The organism is Pseudomonas sp. NPDC090752 (genome assembly GCF_055584805.1).
On record NZ_JBVJLI010000028.1, the window covers coordinates 19,672 to 42,985 of the forward strand.

The 23,314-nt window shown below is 63.3% G+C and carries 19 protein-coding genes; 10 read left to right on the plus strand and 9 right to left on the minus strand.

Translation table 11 applies throughout. The features are described from left to right. The first annotated feature begins 10 nt into the window (after positions 1 to 10). The gene (hisA, locus tag ACZ6YA_RS24970; protein ID WP_060494680.1) at positions 11 to 748 is read left to right on the plus strand and encodes a 1-(5-phosphoribosyl)-5-[(5-phosphoribosylamino)methylideneamino]imidazole-4-carboxamide isomerase; all 738 of its coding nucleotides are present in this window, start codon (positions 11 to 13) and stop codon (positions 746 to 748) included. Positions 749 to 758: 10 nt separating this feature from the next. Continuing rightward, a complete protein-coding gene (hisF, locus tag ACZ6YA_RS24975; protein ID WP_172227698.1) occupies positions 759 to 1,529 on the plus strand; it encodes an imidazole glycerol phosphate synthase subunit HisF in 771 nt (256 codons plus the stop codon). A gap of 123 nt (positions 1,530 to 1,652) precedes the next feature. Here the strand turns inward: hisF and choV are convergent, their stop codons facing one another. The 3 genes from choV to choX (ACZ6YA_RS24990) all read right to left on the minus strand — a co-directional run bounded on the left by choV (position 1,653) and on the right by choX (ACZ6YA_RS24990) (position 4,705). Further along, on the minus strand, positions 1,653 to 2,831 hold the full coding sequence (gene choV, locus ACZ6YA_RS24980) for a choline ABC transporter ATP-binding protein (protein WP_465900293.1): 1,179 nt from the start codon (positions 2,829 to 2,831) through the stop codon (positions 1,653 to 1,655). Further along, the gene (gene choW, locus ACZ6YA_RS24985) at positions 2,828 to 3,676 is read right to left on the minus strand and encodes a choline ABC transporter permease subunit (protein ID WP_465900320.1); all 849 of its coding nucleotides are present in this window, start codon (positions 3,674 to 3,676) and stop codon (positions 2,828 to 2,830) included. Before choW ends, choV begins: the two co-directional genes overlap by 4 nt. Before the next feature lie 81 nt (positions 3,677 to 3,757). Beyond that, positions 3,758 to 4,705 carry a choline ABC transporter substrate-binding protein gene (gene choX, locus ACZ6YA_RS24990; protein ID WP_465900295.1) on the minus strand — a complete coding sequence of 316 codons (948 nt, stop codon included), beginning with the start codon at positions 4,703 to 4,705 and terminating at the stop codon, positions 3,758 to 3,760. A gap of 441 nt (positions 4,706 to 5,146) precedes the next feature. On the opposite strand from choX (ACZ6YA_RS24990), the gene ACZ6YA_RS24995 reads away from it, so the two are divergent. From ACZ6YA_RS24995 to ACZ6YA_RS25010, 4 genes are all read left to right on the plus strand, one after another. Continuing rightward, positions 5,147 to 6,523 carry an L-serine ammonia-lyase gene (locus ACZ6YA_RS24995; protein ID WP_465900297.1) on the plus strand — a complete coding sequence of 459 codons (1,377 nt, stop codon included), beginning with the start codon at positions 5,147 to 5,149 and terminating at the stop codon, positions 6,521 to 6,523. Between the two features lie 393 nt (positions 6,524 to 6,916). Continuing rightward, positions 6,917 to 8,023, plus strand: coding sequence for a choline metabolism transcriptional regulator GbdR (gbdR, locus tag ACZ6YA_RS25000; RefSeq protein WP_465900299.1), 1,107 nt, complete (start codon positions 6,917 to 6,919; stop codon positions 8,021 to 8,023). Positions 8,024 to 8,214: 191 nt separating this feature from the next. Continuing rightward, on the plus strand, positions 8,215 to 8,715 hold the full coding sequence (locus tag ACZ6YA_RS25005; RefSeq protein WP_465900322.1) for a sigma-70 family RNA polymerase sigma factor: 501 nt from the start codon (positions 8,215 to 8,217) through the stop codon (positions 8,713 to 8,715). A gap of 88 nt (positions 8,716 to 8,803) precedes the next feature. Further along, positions 8,804 to 9,775, plus strand: coding sequence for a FecR family protein (locus ACZ6YA_RS25010; protein ID WP_465900301.1), 972 nt, complete (start codon positions 8,804 to 8,806; stop codon positions 9,773 to 9,775). A gap of 52 nt (positions 9,776 to 9,827) precedes the next feature. Here the strand turns inward: ACZ6YA_RS25010 and ACZ6YA_RS25015 are convergent, their stop codons facing one another. Beyond that, complete coding sequence (locus ACZ6YA_RS25015; protein WP_465900303.1) at positions 9,828 to 10,133, minus strand: DUF3630 family protein; 306 nt, start codon at positions 10,131 to 10,133, stop codon at positions 9,828 to 9,830. A 414-nt stretch (positions 10,134 to 10,547) separates the two neighbouring features. On the opposite strand from ACZ6YA_RS25015, the gene ACZ6YA_RS25020 reads away from it, so the two are divergent. The 3 genes from ACZ6YA_RS25020 to ACZ6YA_RS25030 are packed head-to-tail and all read left to right on the plus strand — an operon-like array spanning position 10,548 to position 17,836. Continuing rightward, positions 10,548 to 13,385, plus strand: a complete 2,838-nt coding sequence (locus ACZ6YA_RS25020) for a TonB-dependent receptor plug domain-containing protein (protein ID WP_465900305.1) — start codon at positions 10,548 to 10,550, stop codon at positions 13,383 to 13,385. Between the two features lie 30 nt (positions 13,386 to 13,415). After that, a complete protein-coding gene (locus ACZ6YA_RS25025) occupies positions 13,416 to 16,184 on the plus strand; it encodes a M16 family metallopeptidase (protein WP_465900307.1) in 2,769 nt (922 codons plus the stop codon). Beyond that, complete coding sequence (locus ACZ6YA_RS25030) at positions 16,181 to 17,836, plus strand: ABC transporter ATP-binding protein/permease (RefSeq protein WP_465900308.1); 1,656 nt, start codon at positions 16,181 to 16,183, stop codon at positions 17,834 to 17,836. The genes ACZ6YA_RS25025 and ACZ6YA_RS25030 overlap by 4 nt, the downstream gene beginning before the upstream one ends. A 128-nt stretch (positions 17,837 to 17,964) precedes the next feature. On the opposite strand, the gene ACZ6YA_RS25035 is transcribed toward ACZ6YA_RS25030, so the two are convergent. The 5 genes from ACZ6YA_RS25035 to choX (ACZ6YA_RS25055) all read right to left on the minus strand — a co-directional run bounded on the left by ACZ6YA_RS25035 (position 17,965) and on the right by choX (ACZ6YA_RS25055) (position 22,054). Next, positions 17,965 to 18,222: a hypothetical protein gene (locus ACZ6YA_RS25035; RefSeq protein WP_401078610.1), complete on the minus strand. Its 258-nt coding sequence runs from the start codon at positions 18,220 to 18,222 to the stop codon at positions 17,965 to 17,967. Between the two features lie 238 nt (positions 18,223 to 18,460). Then, on the minus strand, positions 18,461 to 18,952 hold the full coding sequence (locus tag ACZ6YA_RS25040; protein ID WP_465900311.1) for a thioesterase family protein: 492 nt from the start codon (positions 18,950 to 18,952) through the stop codon (positions 18,461 to 18,463). 10 nt (positions 18,953 to 18,962) lie between these two features. Beyond that, positions 18,963 to 19,928 carry an L-carnitine dehydrogenase gene (locus ACZ6YA_RS25045; RefSeq protein ID WP_465900312.1) on the minus strand — a complete coding sequence of 322 codons (966 nt, stop codon included), beginning with the start codon at positions 19,926 to 19,928 and terminating at the stop codon, positions 18,963 to 18,965. A gap of 171 nt (positions 19,929 to 20,099) precedes the next feature. Further along, on the minus strand, positions 20,100 to 20,984 hold the full coding sequence (gene cdhC, locus ACZ6YA_RS25050) for a 3-dehydrocarnitine:acetyl-CoA trimethylamine transferase CdhC (RefSeq protein ID WP_465900314.1): 885 nt from the start codon (positions 20,982 to 20,984) through the stop codon (positions 20,100 to 20,102). 125 nt (positions 20,985 to 21,109) lie between these two features. Then, positions 21,110 to 22,054 (minus strand): choline ABC transporter substrate-binding protein, encoded by a 945-nt coding sequence (choX, locus tag ACZ6YA_RS25055; RefSeq protein WP_465900316.1) that lies wholly within the window; start codon positions 22,052 to 22,054, stop codon positions 21,110 to 21,112. Between the two features lie 146 nt (positions 22,055 to 22,200). Here choX (ACZ6YA_RS25055) and ACZ6YA_RS25060 point away from each other — a divergent pair, with 146 nt between their 5' ends. Then, positions 22,201 to 23,145 (plus strand): GlxA family transcriptional regulator, encoded by a 945-nt coding sequence (locus ACZ6YA_RS25060; protein ID WP_465900318.1) that lies wholly within the window; start codon positions 22,201 to 22,203, stop codon positions 23,143 to 23,145. Positions 23,146 to 23,314 lie beyond the last annotated feature (169 nt).

Genomic DNA, 23,314 nt, shown 5'->3' on the forward strand with positions numbered 1-23,314 from the left:
GGTTCCCAAGATGCTGATTATCCCCGCTATCGATCTGAAGGATGGTGCTTGCGTGCGCCTGCGCCAGGGCCGCATGGAAGACTCCACGGTGTTCTCCGACGACCCGGTGAGCATGGCCGCCAAGTGGGTCGAGGGTGGCTGCCGCCGCCTGCACCTGGTCGACCTCAACGGCGCCTTCGAAGGCCAGCCGGTCAACGGTGAAGTGGTCACCGCCATTGCCAAGCGTTACCCGACCCTGCCGATCCAGATCGGCGGCGGCATCCGCTCGCTGGAAACCATCGAGCACTACGTCAAGGCTGGCGTCAGCTACGTGATCATCGGCACCAAGGCAGTCAAGCAGCCTGAGTTCGTCGCCGAAGCGTGCAAGGCCTTCCCGGGCAAGGTCATCGTTGGCCTGGACGCCAAGGACGGTTTCGTCGCCACCGACGGCTGGGCTGAAGTGAGCTCGGTGCAGGTCATCGACCTGGCCAAGCGTTTCGAGGCCGATGGCGTCTCGGCGATCGTCTACACCGACATCGCCAAGGACGGCATGATGCAAGGCTGCAACGTGCCTTTCACCAAGGCCCTGGCCGAAGCCACGCGCATTCCGGTGATCGCCTCGGGCGGCATCCACAACCTGGGTGACATCAAGGCCCTGCTCGACGCCAAGGCGCCAGGCATTGTCGGCGCCATCACCGGCCGTGCCATCTACGAAGGCACCCTCGATGTCGCCGAGGCCCAGGCCTTCTGCGACAACTACCAAGGCTGAGGACTGAACCATGGCACTGGCCAAGCGCATCATCCCTTGCCTGGACGTGGACAACGGCCGGGTGGTCAAGGGCGTCAAGTTCGAGAACATCCGTGACGCCGGCGACCCGGTGGAGATTGCCCGTCGCTACAACGAGCAGGGTGCCGACGAAATCACCTTCCTCGACATCACTGCCAGCGTCGATGGCCGCGACACTACGTTGCATACCGTCGAGCGCATGGCCAGCCAGGTGTTCATCCCGCTGACCGTGGGCGGTGGCGTGCGCACCGTGCAGGACATCCGCAACCTGCTCAACGCTGGTGCCGACAAGGTTTCGATCAACACCGCCGCAGTGTTCAACCCGGAGTTCGTCGGTGAAGCCGCCGACCGTTTCGGTTCGCAGTGCATCGTGGTGGCGATCGACGCCAAGAAAGTGTCCGGGCCGGGCGAAGCGCCGCGCTGGGAGATCTTCACCCACGGCGGACGCAAGCCGACCGGCCTGGATGCGGTCGAGTGGGCGAAGAAGATGGAAGGCCTGGGTGCCGGTGAGATCCTGCTGACCAGCATGGACCAGGACGGCATGAAGAACGGCTTTGACCTGGGTGTGACCCGGGCGATCAGTGATGCGCTGGGGATTCCGGTGATCGCGTCCGGTGGTGTGGGTAACCTGCAGCACTTGGCCGACGGGATTGTGGAAGGGCATGCCAGCGCGGTGCTGGCGGCCAGTATCTTCCACTTTGGTGAGTACACTGTTCCGGAAGCCAAGGCTTATATGGCTGCGCGCGGGATCGTGGTTCGCTGATCGATTGATTGGGGCTGCTTTGCAGCCCATCGCGGGGCAAGCCCGCTCCCACAGGGATCGGTTTGTGTTGTACCTGTGGGAGCGGGCTTGCCCGCGAAGGGCCGCAAAGCGGCCCCAATGGCTTCAACCGTGATTCTTGCCGAGCAAGGCGTGATACAACTCGGTATCCCCAAGAATCCCCACCATCTTGTCATTCTCCTGCAGCACCAGCTTGTTCCCGGTCTGGTAGCGAATCTGCAGCGCCTCGCGCATGCCGATATCCGCATGCACCAGCGTTGGCCTACGCCCCAGCCCCTCGACAGATTGCCCAGGCGCCCAGTTTTGCATCTCCAGCCCGTTCTGCCCCTGGCGTGCGCGCTTGATCGAATTCCCTTCACCCAGGTCCAGCCAGGAATCACCGCCTGGGTCCAGGCACACGGAACCATTGACCCGCTTGCAGTTGTCCAGGCTGCGCATCAGGCTGCGCCCGCACAGCACGTTCAACGGGTTGGTGTGGGCGACGAAGGTACGCACGTATTCATCCGCCGGGTTGAGCACGATCTCCTCGGGCTTGCTGTACTGGATGATCCGCCCGTCCTTCATGATCGCGATACGCGAACCCAGCTTCAGCGCTTCATCCAGGTCGTGGCTGACGAACACGATGGTCTTGCTCAGCTTGCGCTGCAACTCCAGCAGCTCGTCCTGCAAGCCCTGGCGGATCAGCGGGTCGAGGGCGGAGAACGGTTCGTCCATCAGCAGGATGTCGGCATCCATCGCCAACGCCCGGGCCAGGCCGACGCGCTGCTGCATGCCGCCGGAAAGCTCATCCGGCTTTTTGTTGCGCCACTGGGTCAGGCCCACCAGCTCAAGTTTCTCGTCGACCAGTTTGCGCCGCTCTTTCTCCGGGCGGCCCTGCATTTCCAGGCCAAAGCTGATGTTCTCGCGCACCGTCAGCCAGGGCATCAGGGCGAACTTCTGAAACACCATGGCGATGCGCTTGGTGCGCATCATCTTCAGCTCCGCCGGGGTGCAGTGGGCGATGTCGATGTGCTTGCCTTCGTGCTCGACGAACAGCTTGCCGCGGCTGACAGTGTTGAGGCCGTTGATGCAGCGCAGCAGGCTCGACTTGCCTGATCCGGACAGGCCCATCAGCACGCAGATCTCGCCCTTGTTGATGTCCAGGTTGGCTTTTTCGACGCCGACCACCAGGCCCGTCTGCTTGAGAATCTGCTCGCGGGTCTTGCCCTCGTCGAGCAGCGTCAGGGCTTCGCGCGGTTTGTTGGAGAAGATGACGTCGACGTCTTCGAATCGAATGATGCTCATGCTTCACCCCTTACCGTGACTTCCGGTTGCTTGCAGATACGGTCGAGCATGATCGCCAGCAGCACGATCGCCAGGCCCGCTTCGAAGCCCAGGGAAATGTCGGCGGTGTTGAGTGCGTTGACCACAGGTTTGCCCAGGCCGTCGGCGCCCACCAGGGCGGCGATCACCACCATCGACAGCGACAGCATGATGCATTGGGTGACACCGGCAGCGATGCTCGGCATCGCGTGGGGCAGTTCGATGCGGGTCAGCAGCTGGCGGCGTGAGCAGCCAAAGGCCTTGCCGGCGTCGAGCAGTTCTTGGGGTACGTCGCAGATGCCCAGGTAGGTCAGGCGAATCGGCGCGGCAATGGCAAATACGACTGTCGAGATCAACCCCGGTACCACGCCCAGGCCGAACAGGGTCAGGGTAGGGATCAGGTAGACGAAGGTCGGTACTGTCTGCATCAGGTCGAGGATTGGCCGCATGGCGGTATAGAACATCGGCTTGTGTGCGGCGACGATGCCCAGCGGCACGCCGATGGCCACGCACACCACGGTGGCGAAGGTGACCTGCGCCAGGGTCTCCATGGTTTCCTGCCAGTACCCCAGGTTGAGGATCAGCAGGAAGGAAAGGGCGACGAACACGGTGAGTGCCCATTTGCGCTGAATCAGGTGCGCGAGGGCGGCGAACAGGGCGATGAGAACGAACGGGTTAAACCAGGTCAGGGCGCTGGTGACGCCATGGATCATGAACTCCAGGCCTTGCGCGATGGCGTCGAAGTAGTTCGCGCCGTTCTGGGTCAGCCATTCGACGAACGACGCGATGTACTGCCCCAGGGGTATTTTCTGATCGATAAGCATGATAGCGAGCTTCCACCTGCAATGATTGAAATCAGTCCGGGGCGAGCACGGTCTCACCCCGCGGTGTTGCTTGAGCGTCTTGCGTTATTGCGTCAGTTTGGCTTTGGCCGCCTCAAGGCCGGGTTTGCCATCCACGGTGGTTACCCCGGCCAGCCAGGCGTCCAGCTTGCCTGGGTTGTCCTTGAGCCACTTCTGCGCGGCAGCCTCGGGCTTCATCTTGTCGTCCAGGACATAGCCCATCATGGTGCTTTCATCCTTGAGCTCGAACGACAGGTTCTTCAATAGCTGCCCTACGTTGCTGCACTCCTGCGCATAGCCCTTGCGGGTGTTGGTCAGCACCGTCGCCTTGCCGAAGTCGGGGCCGAAGAACTCATCCCCGCCAGTCAGGTACTGCATCTTGAAACGGGTATTCATCGGGTGTGGTTCCCAGCCCAGGAACACCACCGCGTCACCGCGCTTCTGCGCACGGTCGACCTGCGACAGCATGCCGGCTTCGCTGGACTGCATGATCTTGAAGCCGGCGTCCTTCAAGCCGAAGGCGTTTTTGTCGATCATGCTCTGGATGGTGCGGTTGCCGTCGTTGCCGGCCTCGATGCCGTAGATCTTGCCGTCCAGTTCCTTCTTGAACTTGGCAATGTCGGCGAAATCCTTGAGGCCTTTGTCGTACAGCGCCTGGGGCACGGCCAGGGTGTACTTGGCGTTTTCCAGGTTGGCGCGCACGGTCTCCACCGTGCCTGCGTCGCGGTACTGCTTGATGTCGTTCTCCATGGTCGGCATCCAGTTGCCGAGAAACACGTCCAGGTCCTTGCCGGCGGCCAGCGACTTGTAGGTCACCGGCACCGAGATCATGGTGGTGTGGGTCTTGTAACCCAAGGCTTCGAGCACGACGCTGGTGGTCGCTGTGGTCACGGTGATGTCGGTCCAGCCGACATCGGAGAAACGCACCGTCTGGCACTGCTCGGGTTCTGCAGCCTGGGCCAGTAACGGTGCGGACAGCAACGCGACCAGCAACAGCGAGGGTGAACCTTTCATGGATGGACTCCTGTGATTTTATCTTCGGGTTCGCGAGGGCCGCCGGGCGTTCTCAGGGTCCGGTCGACCAGGCCTGCAGAGGGCAGGATGCGAGGCCGTGCAATACGAGTCGCTTTCGATAATCCTCCAGCGCCGGGCAATCGCCTACTGGTGGGGTCGTAACCAGTACGCAACGGGTCGTATCCAGTACGGGCGACGTCGCTTATGGATTTATCCACCCTCGCTTGCGCATTTTTCCGTCATCCATGCGCCGGAAAACGGCGCACAAATGGCCAAAACAGCACGGCGCTGCTGAGCAAAATTACGTCGGTTGCAGACGGCGAGGGGGTGCGTAAAAGCCCGATGATGCGTGCATTCGTGGCGGCTCGCAGCTTCAGCCTAGCAGTTGCCCCGCCCTGCGCATGGCGCGCAGAGACAAGCCCAGCAAGAGGTGAAGCGACAATGGCCATCAGCGTGTTCGACCTGTTCAAGATCGGTGTCGGCCCCTCCAGCTCGCATACCGTCGGCCCCATGCGAGCGGGTGCGTTGTTCGTCCAGGGCCTGCGTGAGCGCGGCGAACTGGAGCAGGTGAAACGCATCGAGGTACGGCTTTACGGTTCGCTGTCGGCCACCGGCATCGGCCACGGCACCGACAACGCCACCATCATGGGCCTGATGGGCGAATGGCCGGACGCCATCGACCCGACCCAGATCGTCCCGCGTATCGCCGACCTGCGCGAAACCGACACCCTGAAGCTCGACAACCGCCTGCCCATCGAATTTGTCTGGGCCCGCGACATGCTTTTGCTAGACGAGAATTTGCCCTACCACCCCAACGCCATGACCCTGATCGCCGAAGGCGAGCACGGCGAGCTGCACCGCGACACCTATTACTCGGTGGGCGGGGGCTTCGTGGTCGATGAGGCCCAGGCCGCCAGTGGCGTGCTGGACGCCGACCAGACGGTGTTGCCGTACGATTTCAACAGCGCCGCCGAGCTGCTGCGCCTGTGCAAGCAAAACGACCTCAGCGTGTCGCAATTGATGATGGCCAACGAGAAGGTCTGGCGCAGCGAGGAAGAGATCCGCGCGGGCTTGTACAAACTCTGGGAAGCCATGCAGGAATGCGTCAACAACGGCCTCAAGTATGAAGGCATCCTGCCCGGCGGGCTGAACGTGCGCCGCCGCGCCGCCAAGCTGCACCGCAGCCTGCAGGAGATGGGCAAGCCCAACGTGATCGGCTCGACCATGAGCGCCATGGAGTGGGTCAACCTGTTCGCCCTGGCAGTCAACGAAGAGAACGCCGCTGGCGGGCGCATGGTGACGGCGCCCACCAACGGCGCGGCCGGCATCATTCCAGCGGTGTTGCACTACTACATGCGTTTCAGCGATGAGGTGAATGAATCCAACGTGGTCGATTACTTCCTCGCGGCTGCTGCCGTGGGCATCCTGTGCAAGAAGAACGCCTCGATCTCCGGTGCCGAAGTCGGCTGCCAGGGTGAAGTCGGTTCGGCCTGCGCCATGGCGGCGGCGGGCCTTGCCGAAGTGCTGGGGGCGACTCCACCGCAAGTGGAAAACGCCGCCGAGATTGCCCTCGAACACAACCTCGGCCTCACCTGCGACCCGGTCGGTGGCCTGGTGCAGGTGCCCTGCATCGAGCGCAACGCGATCGCCGCGGTCAAAGCCATCAACGCCGTGCAGATGGCCCTGCGCGGCGACGGCGAACACTTCATCTCCCTCGACCAGGTGATCCGCACCATGCGCGACACCGGTGCCGACATGCACGACAAGTACAAAGAGACTTCGCGCGGTGGCCTGGCGGTCAGCGTCATCGAATGTTGATGCGCTGAATGCGCGCTATGCTGGTCACGACGCCCCGTTATGGGGCGTTTGTGCATCTACCGATTGTCGGATGTCGTGATCAGTGTGGGCATTGTCGGTGACACTCATGAGTGTCGTTTCTGGGAAACCTACACTGCGCGTGTCACCAAAGTGCTCACCGGTTACACGCAATGCGCTAGCTCGCCGGTTTGCGACGACTGACCAGCAACACGCAAGCTCCTGAAAGCCCCAGCAAAGGCGTCGTTTTCAGGAGTTTTAGGATAGCCGTTCAATTTACGGCACGGCGATTGCGTTGAGATTGGCAACCTACCCCCGGAAACATGACCGGGGGGTCATAACAAGAAATCAGTGCCCGCCTGAGGCACACCCTGCATTGTGTGAGGAGAAACCGCGATGACGTCGTACACCTCCGGGAACCCAACCCAGAACCGCACAGCACCCCAGTCCATCGGGTTTCTTCTATTGGACAATTTCACCCTGATTTCCCTGGCATCAGCCGTCGAGCCGCTGCGCATGGCCAACCAGCTGTCCGGCCGCGAGCTATACCGCTGGCACACGCTGACGGCCGATGGCGGCCAGGTGTGGGCCAGCGATGGCTTGCAGATCACCCCGGACGCGGCCATGCACAGCGCGCCACCGATCGACACCGTGATCGTCTGCGGCGGCGTCGGTATCCAGCGCAGCGTCACCCGTGAACACGTCACCTGGCTGCAGGCCCAGGCGCGCCAGTCGCGCAGGCTTGGCGCAGTATGCACCGGCAGCTGGGCGCTGGCCTGCGCCGGCCTGCTCGACGGCTTCGATTGCAGCGTGCACTGGGAATGTCTGGCGGCCATGCAGGAGGCCTTCCCACGGGCCAACATGAGCACACGCCTGTTCACCCTCGACCGCAACCGCTTCACCAGCTCCGGCGGCACCGCGCCGCTGGACATGATGCTGCACCTGATCAGCCGCGATCATGGCCGCGAACTGTCGGCGGCGATCTCCGAGATGTTCGTCTACGAGCGTATTCGCAATGAGCAGGATCACCAGCGCGTGCCGCTCAAGCACATGCTCGGCACCAACCAGCCGAAGCTGCAGGAAATCGTCGCGCTGATGGAGGCCAACCTCGAAGAGCCGATCGACCTCGACGAACTGGCGGTCTATGTGGCGGTGTCTCGGCGTCAGTTGGAGCGGCTATTCCAGAAATATCTGCACTGCTCGCCGTCGCGCTACTACCTGAAGCTGCGCTTGATCCGCGCGCGGCAGCTGCTCAAGCAGACGCCGATGTCGATCATCGAAGTGGCGTCGGTGTGCGGCTTTGTTTCCACGCCGCATTTCTCCAAGTGCTACCGCGAGTACTTCGGCATTCCGCCACGGGATGAGCGGGTAGGGTCGAATACTGCGCAGCAGGTGGCGATGATGCCGATTCCGCAGGCCATGGCCTTGTCGCCGCACAGCGGGCCGATGGCGGCGTTGAGCCAGGCGCGCAATGAGTCGACCTTTGCCAGTGTAAGGCTCTGATACCGTGTCGCCCCCTTCGCGGGGCAAGCCCGCTCCCACAGGATTGCCGCAGTTCCTGAATACTGTGCAGTGCCTGTGGGAGCGGGCTTGTCCCGCGAAGAGGCCAGCCCAGACACCCAATAACTTCTGTTGATAATGATTCTCGACTACAGGTAACATCCCCGCCCCGAAATCGCTTGGCATACCACCCCGTGGCGGACGACAAACTGCAGCTCTACCTCGCCCACCGGGCAGCATTGGTCGACTATGCCGCGCCAATCGTGGGTTGCCGTGCCCGTGCCGAAGACGTGGTGCAGGAAGCCTGGCTGCGTTTCAGTCGCCAGGACAGCGACGCCGAGATCCGCCACCCGGCCAGTTACCTCTACCGTATCGTGCGCAACCTGGCGCTCGACCAGACCCGCCGCACCGCCACCGAAAAGGCCCAGCCCGGCGGCGACGAGATACTTGCCGAACTGCCCTCCAGCAGCGCCTCGCCCGAACAGACCGTCACCCAACAGGACGAGCTCGCCGCCATCAGCCGTGCCCTGGAATCGCTGCCCGAGCGCACCCGCCTGGCCTTCGAAATGCACCGCCTCGGTGGCTTCACCCTGCAGCAGGTGGCCGCCCACCTGAACGTCTCGGTGAGCCTGGTGCACCAGTTGGTCCACGACGCCTTGCGTCACTGCATGGAACACCTGGAGGACGACCTGTGAAAAATTCGGCTGCTGGTGCGTCCTTTGCTCAACGGGCCGACTCTGTGCGACCCTTCGCGCCCCCGAGCCCCCAGGAGACTTGCCGGACATGACGTCAGCAGATCGCGTTTCCAGCCGCCGCGACCAGGCCCTGGACTGGCTCCTGCGCATCCAGCAGGCCCCGCACGATGCGCAGCTGCGTGCGGAGCTTGCGCAGTGGTGCGCCAGCGATGTGGCCAACGCCCAGGCCTATGGCAAGGCCGAGCGGGTCTGGCGCCTCACCGGCCAGCTGGCGCCCGCCACCGTCGATCAGTGGCCTGAGCAACCTGCAACGGCCACGGTCGTACCGCTGCCGAAAAGAAAACCGACCCGCCGCTGGTGGCTCGGCGCAGCGGTAGCCGCCTGTTTGCTGGTGGCCGTGGCGCCATCGCTGAGCCTGCGCCTGCAAGCCGATTACCACACCGCCCAGGGCGAGACCCGCGATGTCACGCTGGCCGATGGCAGCGTGGTGCAGATGGACAGCGACACGGCCATCGCCGTCGATTATTCCGGTAATCACCGCAACGTGACGCTACTGGCGGGGCAGGCGTTCTTCGAAGTCACGCCCAACAAGGCCAAACCGTTTCATGTCCGTGTCGACGACGTGCGGGTGACGGTCACCGGCACCGCGTTCAACGTCGAGCTGCGACCGGGCAGGGTGGGTGTGGATGTGCAGCATGGCTCGGTGCGGGTCGAAGATGCCGTGAAGGCTCAGGTGCTGGCGGCCGCGCTGACGGCTGGGCAGAAACTGCGCTATGTCGAAGGGCAGGCACAGGTACGGGCATTCCAACCGTCCCAGGCAGCGGCGTGGCGCCAGGGGCAGCTGATTGCCGACGAGACGCCGGTCGCCGAACTGGTGGCGGAGTTGGCGCGGTATCTGCCTGGGAAGGTGGTGTTGCGTGATGAGGCGCTCGGTCAGAAGCGGGTGACGGGTGTTTATGACTTGCGTAAACCCTTGACCGCGCTTGGTGCCGTCGTTAGGCCGCATGGAGGCCAAGTCGTGAGTTATGGTCCTTGGCTGGTGGTGCTGGATAAACCCTGATAACTCGGGGCCTCTTGTATCCAACGTTGCTAAGGGGCTCGATAAAAAGGTTCTATCGGGTCAGCTTGTTTTTAAATTCTGCGATCAATAAATCACCCTTAGGTGTTAATGACTCTAGCGAGACCATCACAGGAAAGTCATCGAAGGTAAGGCAGAACGTTTCCCCTTGAATCATGACCTGCCAGATCCTTATATCGAAAGAATCCGACATCTTTTCAACGTTGCCATCGAACAGATCAAGCAATGATTTTGCGTAGCTTGGGAAGTCTTCCCAATTTATGCTTGAGGTCAAATTTAGGCAGGTTCTTCCCGAGTGGAGCATGTCTATGCCCAACGCTTCCAGGTTGAGGTTGTTCATTTTTTTAGAAAATCTCCACCGCTAGAAGGCCATTTATAGTAATGACATCTTCGCTGCCAGCGATTGAGCATGGCCTGAAATAGTGCCCACCTCAATCGAGGCGGGCAAACAAGGGGGACAGTACCAGAGGCATAACTGGCCGGAGGTAGACAGTGGGAGCGGGCTTGCCCCGCGAAGCGCCGCGCGGGCGGCGCTCGATCTCATAGGCGCCAAAAAGCTCATGGCTGCCATCTCTCAAAGCTTGCCAAGCTCCCAAGCCGAATCCCTTGTCACCACCAAAGCACCCCCATAAAAAAATTTCAAAAATCTTCTGAAAATCCCCTGACCTCCCCCGTCTTCTCCCCCGCGCGCAATAACTGATAGCGATTCGTATTCAATTTACTGCCCGGCGACTGCCCGGGGCGGGGACGTGGGATGACTGAAACAACAAGCCGTAGGCCGCGCCCAGCGCGGGGTTGGTCGTTGCGCCTTAAACAAGCGGCAGGTGCCGGAGTACTGGGGTTGTGCAGCACGCTGATGGTCATTCCGGCCGCTGCTGAAGTGCCCATGGAAAAAACCGAGCTCACCCAGGTGCACAGCTTCGATATCCCCGCGCAGAAGCTCGCCATCGCCCTGATCAATTTCGGCCAGCAGAGCGGCATGCAGGTCACGGTAGACCCCGACCTGCTCGATGGCCTGCAGTCCACCGCCATCAGCGGCCAGCTCAGCAGCGAGTCGGCGCTGGCGCAATTGCTGATCGGCACCGGCATCACCTGGGATTACCAGGACGGCGCGTTGGTGTTTCGCCTGTTGCAGGCCGGCAACGGTTCGCTGGAGCTGCACAACACGGTGATCCTCGGTGACACCGAAGAGAACAGCTACATGGGCGCCAAGGTCATCGACCGCAAGGCGATCCAGGCCTTCCCCGGTGCCAACGGCGATATCACCACGCTGTTGCAGATGCACCCCAACGTGCAGTTCAGCACCGAGCAGAAGAGTTCCAATACGCCGGGCGAGATCGACCCGGCCGATATCAGCATCAACGGCGCCAAGTTCTACCAGAACAACTTCATGATCGACGGCATCTCGATCAACAACGACCTCGACCCCGGCGCCCACGGCTACAACGAAACCCGCCAGTTCGATTCGGCGCCCAGCCGCTCGCACGGCATCGCCCTGGACGCTGACCTGCTCGAAGAGATCAAGGTCTACGACAGCAACGTCCCGGTCGAGTACGGTGGCTTCAATGGCGGCGTGGTCGATGCCATCACCCGTCGCCCCAGCTACGACCTGCACGGCAAGCTGTCCTATGCCATGACCCGTTCGGAGTGGACCAGCTACCACATCACCCGTGAGAACAAAGAAACCTTCGACACCTCGTCGAACGAGAAAAACCAGCCCGAGTTCACCAAGACCACCCTGCGCGGCACGCTCGAAGGGCACCTCACCGACGACTTCGGCGTCCTGTTCAACTTCTCGCAGAAGCGTTCGTACCTGCCGCTGCGAACCTATGCCAACGGCTACAACAGCCCGAACAACGACAACGAACAGGAGCAGACCCGCGCGCTGGACAACTTCCTGCTCAAGACCTACTGGAACGTCAACGACCGCCTGACCCTGGACACCTCGATCGTCTACGCCCCTCAGGAAAACACCTACTACCGCGAGGACTACCGCGACTCGGGCTACACCAACATCAACGGTGGCTGGCAGGGCTCGTTCAAGGCCATCTACGAAGGCGACACCGCCCGCTGGACGCAGCAACTGGCGGTGAGCAACCTGTACGCCTCGCGCGACTCCGACCGTAACCAGGAGATCAAGTGGTACTGGTCCGACACCAAGGACTGGGGCAACCCGGACGACAGCAACGCGCGCAGTGCCGAGGGCGGTTTCGGCAGCCTGTACCAGACCCAGCGCAGCATCGACTACAAGCTCAAGGCCGACTGGCAGACTTTCAGCATTGGCTCTGCCGCGCACAGCCTGACCACTGGCCTGGAACTGGGCTATCAGCGAGCGAGCTGGGAACGTGAGGACGAAGCCCTGTCGATCACCACCTTGAAACGCGACAACGGCGTGTGCAGCGGCGGCGATATCTGGTGCTCGAACGGCCGGTTGCTCAACGGCAACAACCGCCAGTACGGCTCGGCGATGATGGTCTACGGCGCCGGCAAGATCGAAATGGAGCAGAAGAAGTATGCGCTGTTCGTCCAGGACGAGATCGGCTACGGCAAGCTCACCCTGCGCCCCGGCCTGCGCTTCGAGGGCGACGACTACATGGAACAGAAAAGCCTGGCGCCGCGCTTTGCCGGCGACTACGACTTCTTCGGCGACCGCAGCACGGTGCTGGTGTTCGGCGCCAACCGCTATTACGGCCGCAACCTGTTCAAGTATCGTCTAGCCGATGGCCGCCAGCAGTTCACTTCGCGCTACACCCGTGCCACCCAGGCCGCCGAATGGGCGCTGTCGAGCACCAACAAGAACATGAGCAAGTTCTCCAGCATGGACATCCCCTACGACGACGAGTTGATGCTGGGGCTCAACCAACGCTGGTTCGACACCGAATTCCAGCTCAAGTACGTCAACCGCAAGGGCCACGACCAGATCTACCGTACCCGGCCCTATTACAACCTGGATGCCAAGGATATTCCCGACGGCTACAGCAAGGATTACTACGCCTACCTCAACGCCGGGACCAGCGAGACAGAGAACGTCAGCCTGACCGTCACGCCGATGCAGCCACTGCGCTTCAAGGGCACCAGCACCAGCGTGCAGCTGGCCCTGGACTGGTCGCGGACCAAGAGCGGTTATGGCCAGACCTACGAGGCCGGCCTGGACGGTGACGAGCTGGCGGGCAACGATGTGGTGCTCGACGGCAAGCGCATTCCGTACCACGAACTGCCGGGCAGCGACTTCAACCGGCCCTGGACCGCGCGGCTGACCACCATCACCGATATCCCCCAGTGGAACCTGTCGATCAGCAACTTCCTGCGCTATCGCGGGGCGTACGACCAAGTCGTCAACCTGGACGAAGACATCGAGGTCGACGGCGAGATACTCAGCGGCTACGAGACCGTGGCCACGCCAGCGGCACCGACCTGGGACATGAAGCTGGCCTGGGACATCCCTACCGGCAAGGACCAGGCGTTCTTCGTCAACGTCGATATCACCAACGTCACCGACAAGGTCAACAAGATATCCAGCCGCGAGTCGGTGAGCCTGGTGAGCTACGAAGTCGGCCGCCAGTACTGGCTGGAAGTCGGCTACCGCTTCTGACCCCTCCCTTAAAAAACCGTGGACACCCTGATGAAAAAGCTCATTGCGGGCCTGCTCGGCCCGCTGCTGCTCGGCGCCTGCGCGTCGCTGCCCGAACCTGACGCGCCGTTGCCCTGGGATGCCCAGGTCACTCAAGGCACCCTGGCCAACGGTGTGCAATACCGCCTGGTGCGCGAAGCCGCGCAACCCGGCCGGCTCGACCTGCGCATGACCGTCAACGCCGGCTCCGTAGACGAGGCCGACGACCAGGTCGGCGTCGCCCACCTGGTCGAGCACCTGGTGTTCCACAGCCGTGCCGGGCAGGCGCAAAACCTGCGCGCGCGGATGGTCGGGCTGGGCTGGGTGCAAGGCCGGCACTTCAATGCCGTGACCAACTACGAGCGCACCCAGTACATGCTCAGCCCGCCAGCGGGCATGCGCCAGGCGCCGCAGGCCTTGCAGGTGCTCGCCGACATGGCCTTCGCCCGCGACTACAGCGCGGCGGATCTGGAGCGTGAGCGGCCGATCGTCATCGAAGAATGGCGCGGCGGGCTGGGCGTGGCGCAGCGCATGAACCAGCAGCGCACGGCTTCGCAGCGGGTTGGCTCGCGCTACCCAGCGCACCGCACCATCGGTAACGAAGCGGCCATCCGCAGTGCCAGCCTGGCCAGCCTGCAAGCGTACCAAGCCACTTGGTACCAGCCTTCGAACCTGGTCATTTCCGCCGTTGGCGACTTCGAGCCCAAGGCCATGCTGGCGCAGATCGAACAGGTGTTCGGTAAGGCTCAGGGCAGCGAAACACCGCCGCGCGAGCATCGCGACCTGCCGTTGGATGCCCAGCTGAAAATCTTCCGCCTGCAGGATCCGCAGTCCGGTAGCAACCAAGTGTCGCTGCTGCTGCGCCTGCACGAACCGGACAGCCGCGGCACCTCCCGGTCCGCCCTGCGTGAGCGCTTGATCGACCGCATGGCCCTGGCAGCGCTGCTCGACAACCTGCGTCGCCAGCCCCTGCAGCCCGGTGTGCGCAGCCTGACCGCACAGAAAACCCTGATCGGCAGCGAGTCGACCGTGCTGGGGATTGCGGCCGGCGTCGAAGGCGAGCAGCAGGAACCTGCGCTGCGCCAGTTGCTGACTGAGATCGAGCGCCTGCGTCAGCACGGCTTTAGCGAACAAGACTTCGAAAGCGAACGCACTCATATCCGCGCCTTGGCCGACAAGACGTTGGGCAACCAGGCGTCACGCACCTTCGAGCAATGGGTCGAGCAGCTCAACAACGCCACCGCGCCAGAAGGCCGCGTGGTCGAGCGGCATGCGGCTGCCCAGCGCTATCTGGACGTATTGCCAGACGTCGACCGCGAAGACCTGAACGAGCGGCTGCGGTTGTGGCTGGGCAGTGCCGACCGCGTGCTGCAGTTCAGTGTGCCTGGGCAGTCGCAAGTCGCGTTGCCGAGAGTTGCGGCGGTCAAGGCATTGCAGGCAGACGTCGCCAAGCAGGTGCTGGGAGCCCCTGTGCAGCAGCAAGCCGAAGCGCCGGCTGTTGCTGAATACCAGCCCGATGCCCCGGCCCCCGCTGGCAAAATCGTCGGCCGCAAGGCATTCCCCGCCGAGCAGGTCGAACATTGGACCCTGAGCAATGGCGACCGCCTGGTGTGGTTGCGCCGAAACGGCCCGGACGGCAAGTGGTTGCTGCAGGCCGACTCGTCTGCCGGTTACCGGCTTGCCGACGCGCCAGCGTGGCGCTTGCAGATGGCTGCGCAACTGGCCGTGCGCAGCGGGCCGCCAGGCGCCCAGGCGTGGCGGGAGAAAAAACGGGCCACCCTCAGCCTTGAGCATCAGCCGCAGCGTCTTCAGCTGAACCTCAGCGGTGCTCCCGAGCAACTGCGGGCCATGCTGCAGAGCTATCGCCAGAGCCAGCAGGCAGGCATCGATCCGGCCGTGTTCGACGAGGCTCGCAGCGACCTGCTGCAGCGCCTGCGCAGCCGTCCTGAAGATGTACGTTCGCGCCAGGAAAGCGCGCAGCGTGAGTTGAAGTACGGTGCCGATCACTGGCAATCGCCGGACCCGGCGGCGCTGCAAAAACTGGATCGCAAGCAGCTGCAGGATGACTGGCAGCGCCTTGCCAAGGCACCGGTGACCTATTACCTGATGGCCGATGTGCCTGCAGAGCAGCTCGAACCATTGGTGCGCGACTATCTGGCCAATCTGCCGCGCGGCGCCTCGCTCGTCCCCCAAGTGACTGCGCAGCAACCCGGCCAGCGCCGCAGTGACCTGGCCATCGCGCTGGAGCCACGTGCTGTGCTGCAGGCTAGCAGTTTCCAGCGCCAAGCCTGGCAACCGCAGGCCGCCATGCGCGTCGCACTGCTGCGCGAGCTGGCCAACCAGCGGCTCAAGCAGCAACTGCGCGGTGAGGCGTCGGGGGTCTATCGCCTGAGCTTCGATGCACAGCTCGACCCCGATTCGCAGCGTATCGAAAGCTCCTTGAACTTCACCTGCGACCCAGCACGCGTGGATGAGTTGTGGGCAATGGCGCAAAAGACCCTGGCCGGTTTGACCGTGGATGAGCAGTGGCTGCAAACCACACGCCGCGAACTGGTGCGCCAGGAAGCCAAGCGCCGCGATGATCCGCAAACCCAGTTCAAGCGCCTGATCCTCAGCGAGCGCCACTATCAGGACCCACGCTACCTCAGCGAGCAGGTCAAGATGCCCGAGGCGCTGACCCTCCCAGCCATGCAGCAACTGGCCCGGCAACTGTTCCCCGCCGCCAACCAGGTGCAACTGCGCCTGCTGCCATCGCCCGCCGCGCTGGAGCAGGCCCTGTGAAGACCCTGCGCAGGTTCTACCGCCTGAGCCGCCCGTTCTGGCACGACCGCCGCCAGTGGCCCGCCTGGCTGATGCTGGCAGCGGTCATCGGCCTGGGATTGCTGGTGGTGCAGATCAATGTGCTGATCAACAGCTGGAGCAAGACGTTCTACGACACCCTGGCCGCGTTCGACACGACCGGGCTGTACGGCCTGGTCGGCGAGTACGCGCTGTACCTGGGCAGCTATGTACTGATCGTCGTGGCCATGGACTACATCCGCAAAGGCCTGGAACTGCGCTGGCGCCAGGCGATGACCGGGCGCCTGACCGATGCCTGGCTGGCCGACCAGGCGTTCTACCGCCTGGGGCTGACCGGCGAGCCGGACAACCCCGACCAGCGCATTGCCCAGGACGTCGACCTGATGGTCGGCCTGAGCATCGAGCTGGTGGCCTCGCTGGTGATCAACCTGGCGCAGGTCGGTGCGTTCGTGGTGATCCTGTGGAATCTGTCGGGGGTGCAAACCTTCAGCCTGTTCGGCGAAAGCTTCACGGTGCATGGCTATCTGGTGTGGATCGTACTGGCCTACACCCTGCTCGGCAGCCTGTTCACCCACCTGATCGGCAAGCCGCTGCATGCGCTCAACTACGAGCGCGAGCACCGCGAAGCGGACTTTCGCGCAAGCCTTCTGCGCAAGCGCGACCATGCCGAGCAGATCGCCCTGTACCGTGGCGAGGCCGTGGAGCGCGCGCACCTGGCCGAGCGCTTTCGCGCCATCGCCGACAACTGGCGGCAGCTGATGGGGCGTGAGCGCAATCTCAGCCTGTTCACCGTCTCCTACGAACGCCTGAGCCTGATCATCCCGGTGTTCGCGGCATTGCCGGCGTTCATGGCCAAGACCATCACCCTGGGTGGGCTGATGCAGATCCGCAGCGCGTTCAGCGCCGTGCACGGCTCGCTCAGCTGGTTCATCAAGCTGTACACCCGGTTGGTGCGCTGGAGCGCCGCACTGCAGCGATTGGAGCAGTTCGAACAGGCGATTGCCGCCAGCCGCGAACAGGCCGTTGCTGCTGCGCGCGGCGACTGCCTGTGCACGCGAGGGCTGACGCTGTGTCGGCCGGATGGCAGCGCGATGCTGCGTGACCTTGACCTGCGCGTGGGGCAGGGCCAGTGGCTGCGCCTGGGCGGGCGCAGCGGGCTGGGTAAGTCGACGTTGCTGAGGACCCTGCAGGGGCTGTGGCCCTACAGCCTGGGCGACTGGCAGCTGCCGCCGGGGCGCAGCCTGTTGCTGCCGCAGAAACCCTACATGCCGCACATGAGCTTGCGCGGGTTGCTGGCTTATCCACAGGTGCAGTCGATCGACGATGTGGTGTTGGTCGATGTGCTGGGCAAGGTGGGGTTGGGCGGGTTGATTGGGCAGCTGGACAAGCAGGCGGAGTGGGATCGCGTGCTTTCCGGTGGTGAGCAGCAGCGCGTCAGCCTGGCGCGGGCGTTGTTGTATCGGCCGGATACGCTGTATCTGGATGAGGCGACCAGTCAGCTGGATACCGGGAGTGCGCGGGGGTTGCTGGAGATGCTCAAGCGGGAGTTGCCGGGGTGTACAGTGGTGGCGGTCACGCACCAGGAAGGGTTGGCTTCGGTATTTGCGAATACAGTGGAGCTGGAAACCGTGTGAAACAGTACCGGCCTCTTCGCGGGCAAGCCCGCTCCCACAGGTAGTTCACTGCACTTCAGAACTGCAGGGTTCCTGTGGGAGCGGGCTTGCCCGCGAAGAGGCCGGTTCAGATTGCACAAGGCCCGGTTTCAAGCCCGCTTGCTGAAACTCGCCAGCGCCGGCAGCAATTGCTTGTCGATCGCCTGACGCACCGCCGGCAAAATCGTCGCACTACCGGTATACATCTGCTCGACCATGCCCTTCAGCGCCCGCGCATTGGGCTCGGTCAGCCCGCGCACCACCGCCTCGCACGCCTGCTCGGCACTGGCCCCGGCAGGGATATCGAAACCGCGCGCGCGCAGGTGGCCGGCGAGGTCGTCCTGGTCAATCAAATCCGCATGCATCATGGCTGTTTTCCCTTTTATCGCTAAGAGAGTGCTGCTGTGATTTACGACCGATTCTGTGTCCATGGCGACATGCCCGCAACAACAGAATGTCGGCATGGCTGCTTTGGCTAAGAACAGGTCGCTCCCGGCTAATTGCTTGAGCCGGGAAGTCAGCACACTGGCTTCATTCACGGTACCCGAGGGTTTGGTCACCCTCACTCACGCACAGTGGATGTTGCTCGCTCTTGGCCCCGCTGGCTCACGGCTTTGCGGGGTTATTTTTTTGCGGCAAGCCAATCACACGGCCCACGAAGGCGGGCGCTTGAAGATCTTGCTGTTCTGCCACCAGCCCCTGCAGCAACCCCACGCTGCGCTCGCTAAATGGCGTCGCTTTCGGCCCTGCCAGGTCCACATGCAGGAGCATCTGCTCGCTGGCCGCCAGCGCCTCGTCGAAACCTGCCCGGTGCAGGCTGTGATAGACCTGCAGCCGCTTGCTGTCGAAACCTATGATCTGCGTCTGCACCCGTACCTCGGTGCCCAGCTTCACCTCGTGCAGGTAGTTGATGTGTGCCTCAAGGGTGAACAGGGAATTTCCGCTTTGCCCCCGGCTGTCGGCATCCAGGCCGATGCGCTCCATCAGCGCATCGGTGGCGTAGCTGAAGATCAGCAGGTAGAAGGCATCGCGCAGATGCCCGTTGTAATCGACCCAGTCCTCCTGGATCGGGGTGCGGTAGGTAATCAGTGCGGGCATCGTGGCTTCCTCAATCGCTGAACGACATGCCGTGGTTGGCCTTGCTGGTCTTCACCGCCTCCAGAACCGCCAGAAGCGTGTCATCACGATAGCGCTCCAGCGCGGCGATGCTGCGTTCACCCAGTTGCTCGGAGGTGCCGTCCACTACATCGTCGATCAGCTTGTCGGTCAGCTCCGGTGCCGGCAGGTAGGTCCAGGGCAGTTTCAGCGCCGGGCCGAACTGCGACATGAAATGGCGCATGCCGGCATCGCCACCGGCCAGGGTGTAGGTGAGGAAGGTACCCATGAACGACCAGCGCAGGCCAGCGCCGAAGCGGATGGCGTCGTCGATTTCGCCGGTGGTCGCCACACCGTCGTTGACCAGGTGCAGGGCTTCGCGCCAGAGCGCTTCGAGCAGGCGGTCGGCGATGAAGCCGGGGACCTCTTTGCGCACGTGCAGCGGGCGCATGCCGAGTGCGGTGTAGATGGTTTTCGCAGCTTCAATGGCTTCTGGCGAAGTGCGGCTGCCGCCGACGATCTCGACCAGTGGCAGCAGGTACACCGGGTTGAACGGGTGGCCGACCACGCAGCGTTCCGGGTGGGTGGACGACTCGTAGAACTCGCTGGGCAGCAGGCCCGAGGTGCTCGAACCGATGATCGCATCAGGCTTGGCAGCAGCGCTGATTTTCGCATGCAGGTCGAGCTTGAGGTCCAGACGCTCCGGTGCGCTTTCCTGGATGAAATCGGCGTCGCGAACGCACTCCTCGATGGTCGCGACGAACTTCAGACGGTCTTGTGCGGCATCTGGCGCCAGGCCTTGCTTCTCAAGTGCAGGCCAGGCGTTGGCGATGCGCTTGCGCAGGGCCTGTTCGGCGCCTGGCGCCGGGTCCCAGGCGACTACGTCCAGGCCGTGGGCCAGGGCGCGGGCGACCCAGCCGCTGCCAATCACGCCGCTACCCAGGGCGGCGAAGGTCTTGATCTCGGTGATGAAGGGCATATCGAGTCCTCAGGGCGAAACAGAGTCAATGGGTTTGCGCCGACCTTTGTGGGAGCGGGCTTGCCCCGCGAAGCAAGCGACGCGGTGTTGCATGGCACCGGCTGCGCCGGTGTTCGCGGGGCAAGCCCGCTCCCACAGGGTTTGTGGCGCTGCTGCAATCGGTGATAGGGATCAGCGGCGCTTGAGGTTCATTTTTTCCCGGCCCTCTGCCGGGGTAAGTACGCGGCCACCCAAGCGGGTAATGATCTCCGCTGCACGCTCTACCAGTTGGCCGTTGCTGGCCAGCACCCCACGGTCCAGGTACAGGTTGTCTTCAAGGCCAACCCGCACGTTGCCGCCGAGCAGCATGGCTTGCGCGGCCATGGGCATCTGCATGCGGCCGATGCCGAAGCCGGCCCAGGTGACGTTGGCGGGCAGGTTGTCGACCATGGCTTTCATGGTGGTGGTGTCAGCCGGCGCGCCCCACGGGATGCCCAGGCAGAGCTGGAACAGTGGGCTTTCGAGCAGGCCCTCTTTGATCATTTGCTTGGCGAACCACAGGTGGCCGGTGTCGAAGATTTCGAGCTCCGCCTTCACGCCCAGCTCGGTGATGCGCTTGGCCCCGGCGCGCAGCTGCGCGGGGGTGGAAACGTAGATCGCGTTGCCATCTCCGAAGTTGAGGGTGCCGCAGTCAAGGGTGCAGATTTCCGGCAGCAGCGCTTCGATGTGGGCCAGGCGCTCCAGCGGGCCGATCAGGTCGGTGCCGGGGCCGAACTCCATGGGCGATTCGCCCGGGCCGATCTCCAGGTCACCGCCCATGCCGGCGGTGAGGTTGACGATGATGTCCACGTCGGCTTCGCGAATGCGTTCCATGACTTCGCGGTAGAGGTTCACGTCACGGCTGAAACGGCCGGTTTGCGGGTCGCGGACGTGGCAGTGGACCACGGTGGCGCCGGCTTTGGCGGCTTCGACGGCGGATTCGGCGATCTGCTTGGGAGTGACTGGGACCAGGTGGCTCTTGGCGACCGTGTCGCCGGCGCCGGTGAGGGCGCAGGTGATGATGACGTCGTGGTTCATGGATCGGTTCCTTGTGGTGTCTGTGCTGGCCCTTTCGCGGGGCAAGCCCGCTCCCACAGGATCAGCGAGATCCTGAGTTTTACGCTGTACCTGTGGGAGCGGGCTTGCCCCGCGAAGAGGCCGAATCAGTTGGCGGTAAGCTTGAGGTTCTCAGCCGCGGGCTTGCCATCGAAGGTGGTCACCCCCTCAAGCCAGCGCGCCTTGTCCTCGGGGTGGTCCTTCAGCCACTGGCGGGCCGACTCCAGCGCATCCTTGTGGTCGAGCAGCGGCTGCATCATCCGGCTCTCGTCTTCGGCGCTGAAGTTCAGGTTGGCCAGCAGGCGGTTGGCGTTGGGGCAGCGCTCGGCGTAGTCCGGTGCGGTGACCGTCCACACCGTGGCACGACCTTCATCCGGGCCCAGGGCGTCCTGGCTGTCGCTCAGATAGGCCATGTCGATGTTCACGTTCATCGGGTGCGGCGCCCATCCGAAGAACACCACGGCCTGCTTGCGCCGCACGGCACGGTCGACGGCGGCGAGCATGCCGGCTTCGCTGGACTCGACCAGCTGGAACTTGCCCAGGCCGAACTGGTTCTTGGCGATCATCGCCTTGATCTGCGTGTTGGCGCCGGACCCCGGCTCGATGCCGTAGATCTTGCCGCCCAGTTCCTTCTCGAACTTGGCGATGTCGGCGAAGCTTTTCAGGCCCTTGTCGGCCAGGTATTTGGGCACGGCCAACGTGGCGCGGGCGTCTTCCAGGCTCGGCTTGTCGAGCACCTTGACCTGCTTGGCGTCGACGAACGGGGTGATGGTCTGGGTCATGATCGGGTTCCAGTAACCCAGGAACATGTCCAGGCGCTGGTCGCGGATGCCGGCGAAGATGATCTGCTGCGAGGCGCTGGTCTGCTTGGTCTGGTAACCCAGGCCGTCGAGCAGTACCTGGGCCATGGCGCTGGTGGCGATGACGTCGGTCCAGTTGACCACGCCCAGGCGCACGTTCTTGCAGGCCGCGGGCTCGGCGGCGAAAAGCGGGGTGGCAACGATGCAGCTCACGGCAAGGGACAACAGGCTGCGGCGGATCAAGCTGTGCATGGTGGCTCTCCATCGGCAGTGCATATTGTTATTGAGGGCGGCCTCTGCGGGCCGTGGTAATACGCTACGCTGGCGCCAGGGTGGAAAATCGCACCCTGGCGACCAACACTAGTACGGAAGCGACCACCTGCAACGTGGAGCATGCAATGCCGCAACTGATTCATTTCCTGCTGCTGCCGGGTTTCTCGGCCATGGGCTTCATCAGCGCCCTGGAACCGCTGCGGGTGGCCAACCGCTTCAAGGGGCCTTCATACCGCTGGCGGGTGCTGAGCCTGGATGGCGGCGCGGTCGAAGCTAGTAATTGCATGTCGGTGAACGCCGACGGTGCGCTGGGGGAGGGTGAGCCGGGTGGGATACTGTTGATCGTCGCCGGCTTCGAGCCGCTGGCCTGCTACGGCCCGGCGCTGCAGCAAGCGTTGCGCCGCCTCGATCACGAAGGCGTGATCCTAGGCGGCATCGACACCGGCCCCGTGGTGTTGGCCCAGGCGGGCCTGCTCGATGGCCATCGCGCCACCTTGCATTGGGAAGCGCTGGATGCCTTCAAAGAGCGCTATCCGCGCTTGCATGTGACCCAGGAGCTGTTCGAGATCGACCGCCGGCGCATCACCTGTGCAGGCGGCACGGCATCCATCGACCTTATGCTCGACCTGATCGGCCAGGCGCATGGCAGTGAGCTGGCGGTGCAGGTATCCGAGCAGTTCGTGCTCGGGCGTATCCGCCCGCGACAGGACCACCAGCGCATGCAGATCGCCAGTCGCTATGGCATCAGCAACAAGAAGCTGGTGAAGGTGATCGGCGAAATGGAGCGCAATACCGAGCAGCCGCTCAATACCCAGGTGCTGGCAGAGGCGGTACAGGTGACGCGGCGGCAGTTGGAGCGGTTGTTCCGCTTGCACCTGGATGACACGCCCAGCGGGTTTTACCTGCGCTTGCGGCTGGACAAGGCGCGGCTGTTGTTGCGCCAGACTGATATGAGTGTGCTGGAGGTGGCGGTGGCGTGTGGGTTTGAGTCGGCTTCGTACTTTACCCGTTGCTATCGGGTTCGGTATGGGCGCTGCCCCCGGGAGGATCGGCTGGCTCGGGCGGTTTGAGGTGTGTCAGGGCCGGCCTCTTCGCGGGGCAAGCCCGCTCCCACAGAGACTGCACAGATCTCAAGTAATGTGGGGTACCTGTGGGAGCGGGCTTGCCCCGGGTACAAACCGAAGACATCGTTTACATTTCAAACCGGGGACATTGTTTACAGGCTAATACGCATGATCA

Bases quoted from the DNA above. Each gene is read 5' to 3' on its own strand.
- hisA (WP_060494680.1), top strand. From the start codon at position 11: ATGCTGATTATCCCCGCTATCGATCTGAAGGATGGTGCTTGCGTGCGC.
- hisF (WP_172227698.1), top strand. From the start codon at position 759: ATGGCACTGGCCAAGCGCATCATCCCTTGCCTGGACGTGGACAACGGC.
- choV (WP_465900293.1), bottom strand. From the start codon at position 2,831: ATGAGCATCATTCGATTCGAAGACGTCGACGTCATCTTCTCCAACAAA.
- choX (WP_465900295.1), bottom strand. From the start codon at position 4,705: ATGAAAGGTTCACCCTCGCTGTTGCTGGTCGCGTTGCTGTCCGCACCG.
- ACZ6YA_RS24995 (WP_465900297.1), top strand. From the start codon at position 5,147: ATGGCCATCAGCGTGTTCGACCTGTTCAAGATCGGTGTCGGCCCCTCC.
- gbdR (WP_465900299.1), top strand. From the start codon at position 6,917: ATGACGTCGTACACCTCCGGGAACCCAACCCAGAACCGCACAGCACCC.
- ACZ6YA_RS25010 (WP_465900301.1), top strand. From the start codon at position 8,804: ATGACGTCAGCAGATCGCGTTTCCAGCCGCCGCGACCAGGCCCTGGAC.
- ACZ6YA_RS25015 (WP_465900303.1), bottom strand. From the start codon at position 10,133: ATGAACAACCTCAACCTGGAAGCGTTGGGCATAGACATGCTCCACTCG.
- ACZ6YA_RS25020 (WP_465900305.1), top strand. From the start codon at position 10,548: ATGACTGAAACAACAAGCCGTAGGCCGCGCCCAGCGCGGGGTTGGTCG.
- ACZ6YA_RS25025 (WP_465900307.1), top strand. From the start codon at position 13,416: ATGAAAAAGCTCATTGCGGGCCTGCTCGGCCCGCTGCTGCTCGGCGCC.
- ACZ6YA_RS25035 (WP_401078610.1), bottom strand. From the start codon at position 18,222: ATGATGCATGCGGATTTGATTGACCAGGACGACCTCGCCGGCCACCTG.
- ACZ6YA_RS25040 (WP_465900311.1), bottom strand. From the start codon at position 18,952: ATGCCCGCACTGATTACCTACCGCACCCCGATCCAGGAGGACTGGGTC.
- ACZ6YA_RS25045 (WP_465900312.1), bottom strand. From the start codon at position 19,928: ATGCCCTTCATCACCGAGATCAAGACCTTCGCCGCCCTGGGTAGCGGC.
- cdhC (WP_465900314.1), bottom strand. From the start codon at position 20,984: ATGAACCACGACGTCATCATCACCTGCGCCCTCACCGGCGCCGGCGAC.
- choX (WP_465900316.1), bottom strand. From the start codon at position 22,054: ATGCACAGCTTGATCCGCCGCAGCCTGTTGTCCCTTGCCGTGAGCTGC.
- ACZ6YA_RS25060 (WP_465900318.1), top strand. From the start codon at position 22,201: ATGCCGCAACTGATTCATTTCCTGCTGCTGCCGGGTTTCTCGGCCATG.